Raw genomic sequence first — 13926 nt, 5'->3', positions numbered from 1 at the left:
AGCAGTCATTGTTCTGACCAACAATGACTACCGTGGAAAATGTTATGTGCGCTGAACCTTAGCCGTGTCGATCGCTGACTTCAATAGGTTTTCGAGGACATATTCCCTACCAACGGCACTTTCGATGTGATGCATGAAAAACGTCGGCGCGGCACGATATTCACCGTGTGGTTTTTGCGACAGCGTTGAATAATGTGTGGACGGCATATACGGCCATAGATGCCCTATTGATAGGACAAATTGTCACGAATGCGTCATGTGCGACGCCTACGATCTGTGCCGTGGCGGTTTTCCTCTGCCATGGAAAGACAAGCCGGTCACCAGCGATGGGTGCAAACGGGCGACAAGTGGGTGTCGCACGGACCGGCGAATTGACACGCCGCGGCCGGCCAATGGTCGCGGCATTTTTTTTGCGCCCGGGAAGGTCAGCCGAACGTCAGAAGGCTTCGTTGATCTGGAAGTAGGCGCCCTTCGTCTGGCGACCGACACCGACATCGAACCGGACATTGACCCGCGGCTTGAACTCGAAGCGGTAGCCCACGCCGCCATTCGGCAGCCAGTGGGCCGACGTCAGCCCGCCGGGGTTGCCGGCGATGGCGCCAGTGGCGAGCCAGAACACCATGCCCTGCCGGCCCACGATGTGCCAGCGGTATTCCACCTGGGCGGTCAGCATCGCCTTGTCCCGATACTGGCCCATGAAGTAGCCGCGCATGTGCTTGTTGTCACCGAGAATCGACATCATGCTCCACGGCACATCGCCCCAGTTGAACTTGCCGTAGATGTCGAACGCCAGCACGTCCCGCTCACGCATACGGAAGTAGCGGTCGTAGGTGAGTTCCAGCGATTCGAAATCGGTGTCGCTGCCCAGCGCGCGCCGGTAGACGGTGCCGTTCAGCAGCAGCGCTTGCCCCTTGTACGGATTGGGCAGGAAGTCTCGCGTGTCGTACGAAAAATGGGCGGTCAGGCCGCTGCTGAGCACGCGAGTGCCGTGCGGGTCGGTGGCCAGCGCGCTGTTCGCGCCGCGATCCAGGTGCGTTGCGTCGTCGTACTCGACGTCGACGCCGCCGCCAATATAGGTGTTGGGCTGCACGCGCATCATGACCCGGGGCTTGAACACGACGCCGCGACGCGTATAGCCCTCCTTGTTGGCGTCGTTGACCGCGTTGTCGTATCCGATGCCCCAGTACGACGTGGGTATATTGATCAGCGCGCCGGAAAACACGAAGCGGTAACTGTCGTCGGCGAAGAACGTGTTGTTGTCCACGCCGATACCCAGGGCCCCCGTGGTGGTGGCGAAGCCATGGATGTTGACGGTGGAGAGCTGTGTATCTTCCTCGGCGTTCTTCGGTTTGTAGAGGCCGATGGCCGCGGCGCCGATGCCGAAACCCATCTCCGGGTTATAAAAAGGACCCGGTAACACGCCCCAGTCGATGCCGTGGCTCAGGTCCACCTGCTTCGAGGCGCCGAGCTTGTTAAGGACCTTATCTATCCAGCTTACGTGTTCCGGGTCCTGCGCCGGCTCGCTCGACTGCGCGGCCGCGTTCGCGGCGGCCAGGGCAAGAGCGAGCGGGATAACCAGGGGCGTGCGCATCGTCGTCAGAACCGGAGGAAGCCAGTAGCAATCACGTAGTTGCGGTTATACCCGTAACCGATCTCCAGCAGTAAGCCGACGCCGCGGTTGATTGCCCAGCTCGCGCCCACGGATCCGCTCCAGGGCCCAGTGACCTGCTCGGCCATCTGGTAGTTCAGGCGGGTAGTCTGGCCGCTGCCGCACCGCCGCCGCCCGCGGTCCAACCGTGGGCGGCAAGCGGCAGGCAGCCGATTCGTCCGCCGCGTACTCCCATCGCGTGCGCATTCCCTTGGTCCGGTCAAGATGCACGATCTTTACCGAATGCCGCCCTGGATCGAAGTGATTGTTTTCGATAGGCGACATGAGGAAATCCAGATCCCAATCCGCACCCGACGGCGCTGCGACCATGCGTTCAGGCCGCAGCCTGAGTCACGAAGCGGATTGGCGCTTGTATCGCCGCAGATGGGCGATGGACTAGGGCTGATCGGTGTCAGTCAGCTCGACTGCGCAGGAGTGGTAGCGGTGGCCGGAGTGGCCGAAACCTTCGGCGTGCTGGCCGCGGCGGTGTCGCAGGCCGGGCGGGTGACTTGCTGTCGCTGCCGGGCCTCGGCGCGACCGCGCTCGATCACGGCAAAGTCGGGGCCGGCAACGGCTGACAGCGAGGCAAGGAGGGAGGCTGCGCCACACAGGGCGAGCAGGGCGGACTTCATCAGAAAACTCCGACGGGTGGGAAAAACCATGCCCAGAATGATCCGCGCCTTCCGCCATAGCGTCCAAGACCGGATCGTTATTCGGGCGATAGGCTGGGCCAATAGTTGACGATGAGGCCAACCATTGCGCAGCGGGCCAGCCCAAGGACTTCCGCTACCGCTGGCACCTACGACCGGAACATGATTTGCGCGGCGATCACAAGGACCATGAAGTACACGAATAGCAGTCCGCAGAGCGAAAACGCCACCGTGCAGAGCGTGTCCATCGCCCGATGGGGGTCTGAGAATCGTTCCTTCAGCCAGTTGTTCATATCAATCTCCAGAAGTCGGAGAGTCTAAGAACGCACGCGCCCTACGGCGAGTAAACTTGTGTTTCCAATTTCGCCAAGCGCATTACATTTGTTGTCGCGATGCATCGGCGGCGGTGTTCGCCGACGATGACCGTGGCAAACACCGACTCGGAGCACTGCGCGGCTCAGCGCATCTTGCCGAGGATGGCCTGCATCTCGGTGGCATCGAATGCCCGAAGCGTCTGGGTGTGAACGTTGCCAAGCGCGCCGACGCTCAGCCCGAACGCCGTCACCACGGTGTCATCCTGTGCCTCCAGCGTCAGCACGACGTCGTATTTGCCCAGTGTCCAGAACACATCCTTCACTTGCACGCCAAGTTGCGCGCCCAGTTCACGCACGGCGGCGGCGCGTTTGGTCGTTTCCTTGACAGTGCGGATGCCCTGATCGGTGAAGCTTGCCAGCACGATGTAGCGGGTCATGGTGAGTCTCCGGCAACAAGTGGATGGGCGCCGTCGGCGCCGTGCCGGGTGTGGGCGTGAACCCTATCCGGCCGGGAGAGCGTGTGGACGGTGGTTCAGGGATTCGGCGCGAACTCGCGCGGCGCTTCGTCGTTCACCCGAAGACGATGGCGGTGACGACGCTCGCCTGGAAGATTCGGCAAAACAGCCTGAGCAATGCCAAAAGCACGCAATTTGCGAACCACTGGCGACCGGATGCGGTTCGTGGTCATCCCATGCCCATTTCCGGGAGCGCGATCCCGTGGTGTGGCGCGAGGTGTTGCAGAAATGAAGCGCCTTCCGCGCGGCAACCCGGCCTGTTGCCACGGCCATGTAACGGATGCGCTGCAACATGGCTGCCATTCTGGGTCAGCCAAGAATGTCTCTCAGAAGAATCAAGTAGTAATCTTCCTGCCACATTTCTCATGCATCCTCCAGTCCGTCTCAAACAGGGAGGACACCATAATGAGAAGGATTTCCGTACTCGCGGCAGCCGCCATGTCGGTCGCCCTCGCGGCCTGCGGCGGCGATGACAACAACGCCGCGGCGTCGAATGGCAACAACGGCAACAACGGTGGCACGACGCCGCCGATCGAGCAGCCACAAGGCGGCGCCACGCCGACCAAGAACGTCGTGTTTTTCCTTGGCGACGGCATGGGCATGACGACGCTGACCGCCGCGCGTATCTACAAGGTGGGCGAGGAAGGCGATCTGACGATCGACACGATGCCGGAAAGCGGCTTCGTCCGTACGTACTCGAACGACGCCCAGGTCACGGACAGCGCCCCGTCAATGGCCGCCTACATGACCGGCGTGAAAATGAACAACGAAGTCATCTCGATGACTCCGGAAACGAGCGCCGTGGACGCCAATGGCAAGGCCTACGTGTCGGGCGCTGACAGCACCTGCCCCGCGACGGGCAACGGCAAGAGCGTGCCCACGCTGCTCGAGCAGATGAAGGCTGCCGGCTACGGCACGGGCGTGGTCACCACCACGCGCATCACGCACGCCACGCCGGCGGCCACCTACGCCCACATCTGCCACCGCGACGGCGAGAACGCCATCGCTGCGCAACTGGTACCGAAGGGCGCTGGCTTCAACAGCGCGCTGACCGATGGCGTCGACGTGATCTTCGGCGGCGGCCGCCAGCACTTCCTGGCCACGACCGCAGGCGGCAAGCGTACCGACGGCCGCGATCTGGTCGGCGAGTTCAAGACGGCCGGCTATAGCTACGCTGCCAGCAAGTCGGACTTCGACAAGATCACGGCCAGCTCCGCCAAGGTGGTGGGTCTGTTCAACGCGAGCCACATGGATTACGACCTCGATCGCGATCCGGCGAAAGAGCCGAGCCTGGCAGAAATGACCGGCAAGGCCATCGACGTGCTGGCTGCCAAGAAGAAGGGCTTCTTCCTGATGGTGGAAGGCGGCCGTATCGACCACGCGCTGCACGAGACCACCGCTCGCAAGGCGCTGCAGGACACCGCCGCATTCGACGACGCGATCAAGGCTGCCATCGACAAGCTCAACGTCATCGACCCGGGCCTGAAGAACACGCTGATCGTCGTCACCGCCGACCATGACCACACCCTGGTCCTGAACGGCTACGCCAAGCGTACGGGCAAGACCAGCGATGCCAACCCCGGCGTGCTGGGTCTGGTCAAGGACTACGTGACTGGCTCTGCCAAGCTCGATTCGACCGGCAACCCGTTCTCGATCATCGGCTTCGGCAATGGCGAGAACCGTCCGGCCACGCGTACCGCGCTGACCGATGTGCAGGTCTTCGACAAGACCTATCACCAGGAAGCTGTGATTCCGATGCCCGCGGGTGGTGAAACCCACGGTGGCACCGATGTGTTCATCGGCGCCATGGGCAACGGGGCCACCAGCTTCACCGGTGTGATGGACAACATCGAGGTGTTCGGCCTGATCAAGAAGGCAATCGGACTCTGAGCCAACCCGCCATCACCGCACAACGGAATATCGACATGAAAATCACTACCCGTATCGGAATGCTGGCGGCCGCGGCGGCCAGCGCTTGCCTGACGATGCCCGCGGCGCACGCCGCTGGCGAGGCCAAGAACGTCATCTTCTTCCTGGGCGACGGCATGGGCCCCGCCACCGTTACCGCATCGCGTATCTACAAGTACGGCGAATCGGGCAAGCTGACGATGGAATCGCTGAAGCGCACCGCGCGCATCAAGACGTTCTCCAACGACGCGCAAACCACCGACAGCGCACCGTCGATGGCTGCCTACATGACCGGCGTGAAGATGAACAACGAGGTCATCTCGATGTCCCCGGACACGAAGGCGACCGCGCCGGGCACAGACGGCAACGGCAACAAGACCATCAACAACTGCCTGCCGACCAACGGTACTTCGGTGCCGACGCTGCTGGAACTGGCCAAGGCGCGCGGCAAGGCGACCGGCGCCATCACCACGACCGAGCTGACGCACGCCACGCCGGCCGCCACGTACTCGCACATCTGCCATCGCGATGCGCAGTACGACATCGCCGCGCAAGCGGTGCCGGGCGGCGCGGGTTTCAACACGGCGCTGGGTGACGGTGTCGACGTGCTGATGGGCGGCGGACGCAACCACTGGACGCCGTTTGACGCCACGACCAACAAGAAGGGCCGTGCCGATGGCCGCAATCTGCTGACGGAGTTCTCCGCCAAGGGCTACGCCGTGGCCGCCACGCGCGACCAGATGATGCAGGCCAGCGGCAACAAGCTGATTGGTCTGTTCAGCACGACGAGCCATCTCGAGTACGAGATCGACCGCGTGGCGGGCAAGGGCGAAGGCGCTACCCAGCCGAGCCTGGCCGACATGACCGCCAAGGCGATCGAGCTGCTGTCGAAGAACGGCAATGGCTACTTCCTGATGGTCGAGGGTGGCCGTATCGACCACGCGCTGCATGGCACCAACGCCAAGCGCGCGCTGGAAGACACCATCGCCTTCGACGACGCCATCAAGCGCGCGCTGTCGATGGTCGATCTGTCGAACACGATCATCGTGGTCACCGCCGATCACGATCACACGATGACGATCAACGGCTACTCGCACCGCGGCAACCCGATCCTGGCCACGGCCACCGACTACAAGACCAAGAAGACCGCCCTGGCGGCCGACGGTCTGCCCTACACCACGCTGGTGTTCGGCAACGGTGGCACCCCGCGCAAGGCTACCCGCGACAACCCGTCGCTGGTGGACACCACCGCCAATGACTATCTGCAGGAAGTTGGCGTGAACCTGGGTTCCCCGGGTGCCGAAACGCACGGTGGCGGCGATGTGATGCTGTTCTCCACCGGCCCCGGCAGCGCGCCGTTGAAGGGCACCCTCGACAACACCAAGGTGTTCGGTGTGGTCAAGTCGGCCCTGGGTCTCTGATCCTAGTCGTACCCGACACGGGCACTTCACGTGCCCGTGCCATGACGCACGCCGGTTCGCCGGCGTGCGCTTTCCACTTTCAGCACGGCAATGATCAACATGAAGCAAGCCAGCATGAAACAAGCCGGCGTGAAGCAGGCAATCGGCCAGTTCGTTCTGCTGGCGCTCGGCGTATGCGCCTCGTCGACGGCTCTCGCGGCCACGGCTACGGATTCGGGCAGGCCACTCGCGCTGCGCGTGCAGCACGAAATGTCGGCACTCGGCAAGGATGGCGTGAAGCGTGATGTGTCGTTCGGCGAGCGTGTCTATCGCAACGGTGACTCGGTCTGGATCGAGCGCGAAGTGCCGGCGAGCGTGCGGCATGCGCATGACGAGGCAGAACATGCGGCGGGTGACAAGGGCCACAAGCACATGGATGTTTCCACGGCGGCGCGCTGGATCGAACGCAAGCCCAACGGCGAACTGAATGTTCGGCTCGTCAGCGATCAGATGCGCAAGACCTTCGAGGTGCGCCAGGGTGACTACGGCAATATCGGTTTCGATGGTTCCTGGGCCGCGGCGAGCCATCTGCTCGACCCCGCCCTGCTCAAGACGATGAAGGCCAACGGGCCCGTACGCGATGGCGTGCAGGAATACACGGCCCGCCGCGGCGACGAGCGCGTGACGGTGCAATGGGATGTGGCCGGGCAGTATCCGCGCCTGGTGCAGTCGCTCAACACGAGCGGCACACAGAAGAAGATCACGCGTGTCACGTCGGTCGCGACGCCGGCGAGCGCGCCCTGGTCTCGCACACGCGGCTACGCGCAGGGCGATTACTCCGATCTGCTGGACTGACGCGCCGATTCACTCGGTTATCCGCTGAGCCGCCGGACAGCGCCGGACAGCTCTGGGTGCTCAGCGGCCCGACGGGGTGCGAATCGACGTGGCGATATCGCGGCTCACCGAGGCGAGGGCGCGGTTATGCGCCGAGATGATCGCCTCGAAGCCATCGCCGGCAACGGCCTCGCGTACCACCGAGCGCCCGGCGATCGCCGGCTGTTTCCCCGGCGGCTGGATGGTCCATAGCGCATCCATCGACACGGCGACGGCCGGCTCCGTATCCAGACTCAGGATATCCACGCGGACACGCCAGGCCGGCATTGCATTCGAACCCGTATCGACGACAGTCACCTGATCGGACCCCAGCATGGTTCTCAGATCTGCGGCAATGACCTGGGAGATTTCGGACTTGAGCGGCTCGGCCCAGCGTGCGAATTCGTTGACCTTGACTTCGTTGGCCGAGACACGTGTCACGATCTGAGGCCGGTCGACCAGATCCGGTATCGTCACCGGCCCGACGACGACACGGACTGGTGTCGCGGTGGAGGCACGCTCCACAGTGTTGTCCGGATCAAGCGTGTAGAACCGCGCTTTCGGCGAGCTGCAGCCGGCCAGCAGCCCGATGAGCGCCACGAATGCCACGCTTGCGCTGGCGATCGACCTTGTCACGCGTTTCATGGCTTGTCCTCCGATTTTCCGCGTATCAGCGCTTCGGGGTGTTGCTCCAGATAGTCGGCAAGCGAGCGGAGCGCGGCGGCCGTACGTGCGAGTTCCTTCATGGCGTCCGCCGTGTTCTGCTGCAGCGCCGAGTCGGGGCCGAGCGCGGTGTTGGCGGAGTCGAGCGTGGAGCGTGCCGATGCCAGCGTGTCGCGTGCTTGCGGCACGAGCTCCGAGTCCAGCCGCGTCAATAGCGAGGTCGCGTTGCGGAGCATGTCCTTGGTGTTCTGGCCGATCTGCGCAAAGGGCACGCTGTTCAGTTGCGCGACAACGCGTGTCAGGGATTGCTGCAGCGACTGCAGATCGCCCTGGATGGACGGAAACTCCGGCGGGCTTTCGTTCCAGTTGATCTTGGCCTTGGGTGCGTTGGGGAAGAAATCCAGCGCGATATAAAGCTGCCCGGTCAGCAGGTTGCCGTTCCGCAATTGCATTCGGAGCCCTTGGGAGACCAGGAAGTCGCCAAGCTCGCGGGGATTTTCGGCTACCGGGCCCAAGGCGGCCCCGGTGCGGTAACGCGACGTGAATCGTCCCGGGTAGAAGTTTATTTCCACCGGAATGCTGAACTTGCGCGTCGCCGGATCGTAGCGCGTGTAGATACCAGTGACCTCGCCGATCACGATGCCCCGGAACTCGATCGGAGCGCCGACGGCCAGGCCGCGCACCGTGTCCGTGAAATTGACCACGTAGTGATGCACGACGCTGTCCTGGCGCTTGAGTGCGGTGACGCGGTCATGGAACAGCGCGAAGGTCGATCCTGCCGCTGCAGCGGGCTGGTCCTGCGCTTCATACGGGGTCTCGAAGCCGATGCCACCGATCAGGATCGACACCACGGACTGGGTGTTCACGCGCAAGCCGCTCGTATCGAGCGAAACGTCAACGCCGCTGGCGTGCCAGAAGCGTGTGCCCTGCTGCACAAACCGGTCGTACGGGGCGTTCACGAACACCTTGAGCGTGACGCCGCGTCCGTCGGAGTCGAGGTCGAACGCGGTGATCTGTCCCACCTGAAGGCGGCGGAAGTAAACCGGGGAGCCGACATCGAGCGAGCCCACGTCCTCGCTCTTTAGCGTGAACTCGCGGCCCGGCACGTCGCTGGTGAATGCGGGCGGCGTCTCGAGCCCGACAAAGTCGTGGCGCGTCGCCGTCGCCGTGCCGGTATCGGTGGCGATATACGAGCCGGACAGCAGTGTGCCGAGGCCGGAAACGGACCCGCCCGAGATGCGCGGCCGCACCACCCAGAAACGCGTGTTGTCGACAAGCAGGCGTCCGGCGTCCTTGGCGATCTCGGCGGTCACCACCACGCGCTTGCTATCGGGGGAGAGCGCCACCGACTTGACTATGCCGATGTCGACGTCCTTGAACTTGATCTTGGTCTTGCCGGCCTCCAGGCCCTCGCCGGTCTTGAAGCTGACGGTGATCGTCGGTCCTTGTTCGATCACGGCCTTCACCGCGAGCCAGCCGCCGATCAGCACGGCGATGATCGGCACGAGCCATATGAGCTGCAGGCGCCAGCGCGAGCGCGATGGCGCCTTGGCGACGGCTTCGGGGAAGTCCGGGGTATCGGGGTCCTGGCCTGGACTGGTCATGTTTGATGCTCCGCTTCATCCCAGATCAGCCGCGGATCGAATGTCATCGCGGCGAACATGGTCAGTACCACCACGGCGCCGAAGGCGATGGCGGCGGGGCCGGCCTGGATCGTGGCCAGGGCCTTGAATTGCACCAGTGCGACGAGCACGGTGATCACGTAGATATCCAGCATCGACCAGCGGCCGACGAACTCCACCACGCGATAGATTTTCGTGCGGCGCTTCGGCGCAGAGGTGGAATGAAACTGCGTGGAGAAGGCGAGGTAGCCGAGCGCGAGGATCTTGAGCATCGGTACCGCAATGCTGGCAATGAACACCACGATCGCGAGCATCCACGAGCCTGATGTCCACAGGTATGCGACACCACTCAGGATCGTGTCGTTCTCCGCGCCGAACAGCGAACTCGTGTACATGACCGGCAGTACGTTGGCGGGGATGTACAGCACGATGGCGGAAATCAGCAATGCCCAGGTGCGTGTCAGGCTCGCGGGTTTGCGGCTATGCAGTGTCGCGCCACATCGCGGGCAGGCCAGCGCATGGTCACGCGTGTGGGCGCTGGTCAGCAGTCCGCAATCGTGGCACGAAAGCAGGCCGCAATACGCCGCCGTGATGGGGCCCGAAACGATTGGCTGTTCCAGATGCGCGCGTGCACCGCCGGTTGCGCGCACTGCCGAGAAGTGTGCCCATAGCGAATGCGGGTCGAAGGCCGTGTGGGCCCCGACCAGCACGAGCATCAGCGCGCCGAACGACCAAAGTGCGACGCCGGGCACTACCGACGCGATGTGCGCGAGCTTGACCAGGGCCACCAGCAGGCCAAGGATCAGCACCTCGGTCATTCCCCAGGACTCGGCCTGATGGCAGAGCCGCAACACCTGAGGCGCAAACCAGGGCTTGCGACCCAGACGCAGCGGCAGCAGGATCCACAACATGCCCACGGTCTGCAGCACCGGCATCACGATGGTCGTGACAAGGACCAGGATGGCCAGCGGCCACATGTCGCCGTGAAACAGCACGCGCACCGCGCCAGCGAGGGTCGTTTGCACCAGCGTGCCGCTGACGGAGAGACCGACGATCGGATAGAGATTCGAGATGCCCAGCAGCACCAGCGCGCCTAGCGCAAGGGCCAGCGCTTGCTCCTGGCCGTCGGGGCGGTTGCGGGCAAGTTCAGCGTCGCAGCGGCAGCATCGCAGCGTGCCCTTGACGGGCACGGGCAATGCGCGCTGGAGCAGGTCGCATTCGGGGCAGGCGATCAGATCGGTGCGGGTCATGCGCCACCTCCGTGACGTGTTCGGCCTTGACGATCGTGCTTTGCCTGTTGATATCGCCGATGCCGGAGTGGCTTCCTGGTCCTTTCCTCTTTGCACAGGCGTCAAGCCACACGCGGCTCGTGGGAGCCACTGCAGCTAAGCCTATCAATCGACGCCTGGATCGGGTAGGGGACTTTGGTCCAGCATCGCCGTGCTACGCACGGGATATGCCCGGCGTAATCGGCGTAACCGTTGAATGAAACTGCATGAATCAGCGCCCGGAGCGCTGATCCATCTGCCCCAGCACGCGCTGCGCGTGTCCCGAGCAGTCTTCGTCGTCGGCAAGGTTCTCGATGTCGTGGGCGAGCGTGAGCAGGTCGCGCCGGGTGCCTGCCAGCCGCTGTTCCAACAACTCGATCTCGCCGGCCTTGCGCCGCAATACCGCGATGAGCTTGTCGCGTGGCCAGTCATTGAGATGGGTCGGAAGGATGGCGCGGATTTCGTCGAGCGAGAAGCCGGCGTTCTGGGCTCGCAGGATGATTTCTAGCCGTGTCAGCGTTTCCGGGGCGTACTCACGGTAGCCATTGGCCTGCCGCTGTACCGGCTGGAGCAGGCCACTTGCCTCGTAGAACCGAATGCGCGAGGCGGCCACGCCGCTCAGGCGTGCCAGTTCTCCAATCTTCATCTGCAGTGTTCCAGGGGGACTTGACATTAAAGTTGACTTTAAGCTTAGGGTTACGCAGTCGTCAACGCAATGCGCAAATGCCTGCGAACCCCAGCCATGAAACTGTTCACGCCCCTCACCCTGCCCAACGGCGCAGTCATTCCCAACCGCCTGGCCAAGGCCGCCATGGAAGAGAACATGGCCGATGCGGACCATGCGCCATCCGACGCATTGTTGCGCCTCTACGAAGCCTGGGCCGCGGGCGGCGCCGGCCTGATGCTTACGGGCAATGTCATGGTCGATCACCGGGCAATGACCGGACCGAATGGCGTCGTGCTGGAGAACGACGCCCAATTGGATCGCTTCCGGCAATGGGCGCGGATCGCGCGCGCGCACGGCGCCCACGTCTGGATGCAGATCAACCACCCCGGCCGCCAGATGCCCGCCGCGCTGGGACAGACCACGCTGGCGCCGTCAGCGGTTCCGCTGGAACTGGGCGCGCTGTCCAAGCAGTTTCCCGTTCCCAGGGAGATGACGGCAGCCGACATCGACGATGTGCGCGAGCGCTTCGTCCGCAGCGCGCAACTGGCCGAGCAGAGCGGCTTCACTGGGGTGCAGATCCACGCGGCCCATGGCTATCTGCTCAGTCAGTTCCTGTCGCCGCTGGCTAACCGGCGACAGGACCAATGGGGCGGCCCGATCGAGAACCGCGCGCGCCTGCTGCTCGACATCGTACGTGCGGTGCGGCAGGCGGTGTCGCCAGCTTTCGTGGTGTCCGTCAAGCTGAACTCGGCTGATTTCCAGCGTGGGGGATTCAGCCCCGATGACGCGAAGCGCGTGGTTGAACTGCTCAATCCGCTCGGCGTCGATCTGGTGGAACTGTCGGGCGGCAGCTACGAAGCCCCGGCCATGCAAGGGCAGGCGCGGGATGGCCGCACGCTCGAGCGCGAGGCGTACTTTCTGGCCTTTGCGCGCGATATCGCTGCCATCGCGCAGATGCCACTGATGGTCACGGGTGGTATCCGTCGCCGCGCCGTGGCCGACCAGGTGGTCGATAGCGGCATTGCGATGGTTGGCATCGCTACCGCGCTGTCCATCGATCCCAACCTGCCGCGCGACTGGTTGGCGGGCAGGAACAACGCGCCCGCGCTCCGCCCGATCACATGGAAGAACAAGGTGCTGGGTTCGCTGGCCAACATGGCCGTGGTCAAGTTCCAGCTCAAGCGGCTCAGCCAGGGACGCGGCACGCATCCACGGGTCTCCCCGCTCAGGGCACTGGTCGTGCAGCAAATGGCCAACGCCTGCCAGACAAGGCGTTACAAGCGCTGGATGATGGGACGGGAGTTGGGCTAAGGGTAATAAAGGGTAAGGGGCCGGCCCACTATCGCTTCTGATTCGCGGCTTCGAATCCGGCGACGAGGGCATCGAGCAAATGCCGCACGGCGGGCACCATGCCGCGCCGCGTCGGAAAGATCGCGTGCACGAGCCCACTCGTCGAGGCCAGTTCGGGCAGCAGATGCAGCAGCCGGCCTGACTGCAGATCCTCTTCGATGAATTCCCTCGGCAGCATGGCCACGCCGACGCCGAGCATCGCGGCGATTCTCAGGCTAGCGATATCGTCCGTTGCGAGTCGGGGGCGGTGCGCGAAAGCACGCTCCTTTCCGGCGGCATCGACGAGATTCCAGATGTATCGCTCGTTGTTGCTGGCCATGGCAATGGTCGGCCAGTCATGTAGCGATTCGATCGAGGCTGGCGGGGCGTGCAGCCTTGCCAGTTCCGGACTTGCGACAAGGACAAACGTGGACAAGCCCAGTTGCCGGACCGCGAGGTCGGTGTCCTCCAGCGGCGCGGGCCTGACGCGGATCGCGAAGTCCAGCCCTTCCTCGATGACGTCGACGCGGCGATTGGTGGCATCGATCAGAACCTGCACCTGTGGGTTGTCGCGCACGTAACGGGAAACCGTCTCGGCGACACCCGAGCTGAGAAGCGCAACCGGGCAACTGATCCGCACGGTGCCCTGTGGCTGCGAGCGGGTCTGGTCGACGATCTCCTTGGCGGCCCTGGCTTCGGCCACCACCGCAAGGCAGTGCTGGTGAAAGTGCCGCCCGGTCTCCGTCAGCGACAGGCTGCGGCTGGTGCGGTTCAGCAGGCGCACGCCAAGCGCCTCCTCCAGCGCGCGGATGCGCCGGCTCAGTTTCGAGGTCTGCTGGCCAAGGCTACGGGCGGCGGCAGTGAAGCTGCCGCGATCCACCACTTCGGCGAACAGCCGAAGGTCGTTGAGGTCCGGTATCTGATCCATGTGGAGGGGCCTTCAGGATGATCGGATCATCCTACTGGTGGCAACGATGCTTTGCAAACGCGGATATTTCGCCGTTGTCGTTGCTTGTCTAGCATTCATCCCAACCAGAGACCACGCTAAATCGTGCGGGTCGATGGGAGA

At 63.7% G+C, this 13926-nt stretch carries 14 protein-coding genes; 4 read left to right on the top strand and 10 right to left on the bottom strand.

What is annotated here, in order from left to right:
* Positions 1 to 436: 436 nt before the first annotated feature.
* The 5 genes from D769_RS09355 to D769_RS32285 form a co-directional block, all read right to left on the bottom strand.
* Positions 437 to 1591 (bottom strand): BamA/TamA family outer membrane protein, encoded by a 1155-nt coding sequence (locus D769_RS09355; RefSeq protein ID WP_008644326.1) that lies wholly within the window; start codon positions 1589 to 1591, stop codon positions 437 to 439.
* Positions 1592 to 2064: 473 nt separating this feature from the next.
* Positions 2065 to 2280 carry a hypothetical protein gene (locus D769_RS09350; protein ID WP_008644324.1) on the bottom strand — a complete coding sequence of 72 codons (216 nt, stop codon included), beginning with the start codon at positions 2278 to 2280 and terminating at the stop codon, positions 2065 to 2067.
* A 167-nt stretch (positions 2281 to 2447) separates the two neighbouring features.
* Positions 2448 to 2591: a hypothetical protein gene (locus tag D769_RS32290; protein WP_160172198.1), complete on the bottom strand. Its 144-nt coding sequence runs from the start codon at positions 2589 to 2591 to the stop codon at positions 2448 to 2450.
* Positions 2592 to 2755: 164 nt separating this feature from the next.
* Complete coding sequence (locus tag D769_RS09345; RefSeq protein WP_008644323.1) at positions 2756 to 3049, bottom strand: GYD domain-containing protein; 294 nt, start codon at positions 3047 to 3049, stop codon at positions 2756 to 2758.
* A 95-nt stretch (positions 3050 to 3144) separates the two neighbouring features.
* Complete coding sequence (locus D769_RS32285; protein WP_160172199.1) at positions 3145 to 3300, bottom strand: hypothetical protein; 156 nt, start codon at positions 3298 to 3300, stop codon at positions 3145 to 3147.
* 232 nt (positions 3301 to 3532) lie between these two features.
* Between D769_RS32285 and D769_RS09340 the strand changes: the two genes are divergently transcribed.
* From D769_RS09340 to D769_RS09330, 3 genes are all read left to right on the top strand, one after another.
* A complete protein-coding gene (locus D769_RS09340) occupies positions 3533 to 5017 on the top strand; it encodes an alkaline phosphatase (RefSeq protein WP_040010963.1) in 1485 nt (494 codons plus the stop codon).
* A 59-nt stretch (positions 5018 to 5076) separates the two neighbouring features.
* A complete protein-coding gene (locus D769_RS09335; protein ID WP_234707035.1) occupies positions 5077 to 6456 on the top strand; it encodes an alkaline phosphatase in 1380 nt (459 codons plus the stop codon).
* 99 nt (positions 6457 to 6555) lie between these two features.
* Complete coding sequence (locus tag D769_RS09330; protein WP_008644318.1) at positions 6556 to 7290, top strand: hypothetical protein; 735 nt, start codon at positions 6556 to 6558, stop codon at positions 7288 to 7290.
* A 60-nt stretch (positions 7291 to 7350) separates the two neighbouring features.
* Here the strand turns inward: D769_RS09330 and D769_RS09325 are convergent, their stop codons facing one another.
* The 4 genes from D769_RS09325 to D769_RS09310 form a co-directional block, all read right to left on the bottom strand.
* The gene (locus tag D769_RS09325) at positions 7351 to 7953 is read right to left on the bottom strand and encodes a PqiC family protein (protein ID WP_008644315.1); all 603 of its coding nucleotides are present in this window, start codon (positions 7951 to 7953) and stop codon (positions 7351 to 7353) included.
* Positions 7950 to 9575 (bottom strand): MlaD family protein, encoded by a 1626-nt coding sequence (locus D769_RS09320; protein ID WP_008644314.1) that lies wholly within the window; start codon positions 9573 to 9575, stop codon positions 7950 to 7952. Before D769_RS09320 ends, D769_RS09325 begins: the two co-directional genes overlap by 4 nt.
* A complete protein-coding gene (locus tag D769_RS09315) occupies positions 9572 to 10843 on the bottom strand; it encodes a paraquat-inducible protein A (RefSeq protein WP_008644312.1) in 1272 nt (423 codons plus the stop codon). The genes D769_RS09320 and D769_RS09315 overlap by 4 nt, the downstream gene beginning before the upstream one ends.
* A 250-nt stretch (positions 10844 to 11093) precedes the next feature.
* Positions 11094 to 11507, bottom strand: coding sequence for a MerR family transcriptional regulator (locus tag D769_RS09310; protein WP_008644311.1), 414 nt, complete (start codon positions 11505 to 11507; stop codon positions 11094 to 11096).
* Between the two features lie 96 nt (positions 11508 to 11603).
* On the opposite strand from D769_RS09310, the gene D769_RS09305 reads away from it, so the two are divergent.
* Complete coding sequence (locus D769_RS09305) at positions 11604 to 12839, top strand: NADH:flavin oxidoreductase/NADH oxidase family protein (RefSeq protein WP_008644310.1); 1236 nt, start codon at positions 11604 to 11606, stop codon at positions 12837 to 12839.
* A gap of 28 nt (positions 12840 to 12867) precedes the next feature.
* On the opposite strand, the gene D769_RS09300 is transcribed toward D769_RS09305, so the two are convergent.
* On the bottom strand, positions 12868 to 13785 hold the full coding sequence (locus tag D769_RS09300; protein WP_008644309.1) for a LysR substrate-binding domain-containing protein: 918 nt from the start codon (positions 13783 to 13785) through the stop codon (positions 12868 to 12870).
* Between the last annotated feature and the right edge of the window lie 141 nt (positions 13786 to 13926).

Origin of the sequence: Cupriavidus sp. HMR-1, assembly GCF_000319775.1 — a bacterium.
Lineage (GTDB): Bacteria > Pseudomonadota > Gammaproteobacteria > Burkholderiales > Burkholderiaceae > Cupriavidus > Cupriavidus metallidurans.
This window is presented reverse-complemented; position numbering and strand designations above follow the sequence as displayed.

What these genes read in the sequence shown, in the direction of transcription:
- D769_RS09355 (WP_008644326.1), bottom strand. Translation starts at nt 1,591, where the DNA reads ATGCGCACGCCCCTGGTTATCCCGCTCGCTCTTGCCCTGGCCGCCGCG.
- D769_RS09350 (WP_008644324.1), bottom strand. Translation starts at nt 2,280, where the DNA reads ATGAAGTCCGCCCTGCTCGCCCTGTGTGGCGCAGCCTCCCTCCTTGCC.
- D769_RS32290 (WP_160172198.1), bottom strand. Translation starts at nt 2,591, where the DNA reads ATGAACAACTGGCTGAAGGAACGATTCTCAGACCCCCATCGGGCGATG.
- D769_RS09345 (WP_008644323.1), bottom strand. Translation starts at nt 3,049, where the DNA reads ATGACCCGCTACATCGTGCTGGCAAGCTTCACCGATCAGGGCATCCGC.
- D769_RS32285 (WP_160172199.1), bottom strand. Translation starts at nt 3,300, where the DNA reads ATGACCACGAACCGCATCCGGTCGCCAGTGGTTCGCAAATTGCGTGCT.
- D769_RS09340 (WP_040010963.1), top strand. Translation starts at nt 3,533, where the DNA reads ATGAGAAGGATTTCCGTACTCGCGGCAGCCGCCATGTCGGTCGCCCTC.
- D769_RS09335 (WP_234707035.1), top strand. Translation starts at nt 5,077, where the DNA reads ATGCTGGCGGCCGCGGCGGCCAGCGCTTGCCTGACGATGCCCGCGGCG.
- D769_RS09330 (WP_008644318.1), top strand. Translation starts at nt 6,556, where the DNA reads ATGAAGCAAGCCAGCATGAAACAAGCCGGCGTGAAGCAGGCAATCGGC.
- D769_RS09325 (WP_008644315.1), bottom strand. Translation starts at nt 7,953, where the DNA reads ATGAAACGCGTGACAAGGTCGATCGCCAGCGCAAGCGTGGCATTCGTG.
- D769_RS09320 (WP_008644314.1), bottom strand. Translation starts at nt 9,575, where the DNA reads ATGACCAGTCCAGGCCAGGACCCCGATACCCCGGACTTCCCCGAAGCC.
- D769_RS09315 (WP_008644312.1), bottom strand. Translation starts at nt 10,843, where the DNA reads ATGACCCGCACCGATCTGATCGCCTGCCCCGAATGCGACCTGCTCCAG.
- D769_RS09310 (WP_008644311.1), bottom strand. Translation starts at nt 11,507, where the DNA reads ATGAAGATTGGAGAACTGGCACGCCTGAGCGGCGTGGCCGCCTCGCGC.
- D769_RS09305 (WP_008644310.1), top strand. Translation starts at nt 11,604, where the DNA reads ATGAAACTGTTCACGCCCCTCACCCTGCCCAACGGCGCAGTCATTCCC.
- D769_RS09300 (WP_008644309.1), bottom strand. Translation starts at nt 13,785, where the DNA reads ATGGATCAGATACCGGACCTCAACGACCTTCGGCTGTTCGCCGAAGTG.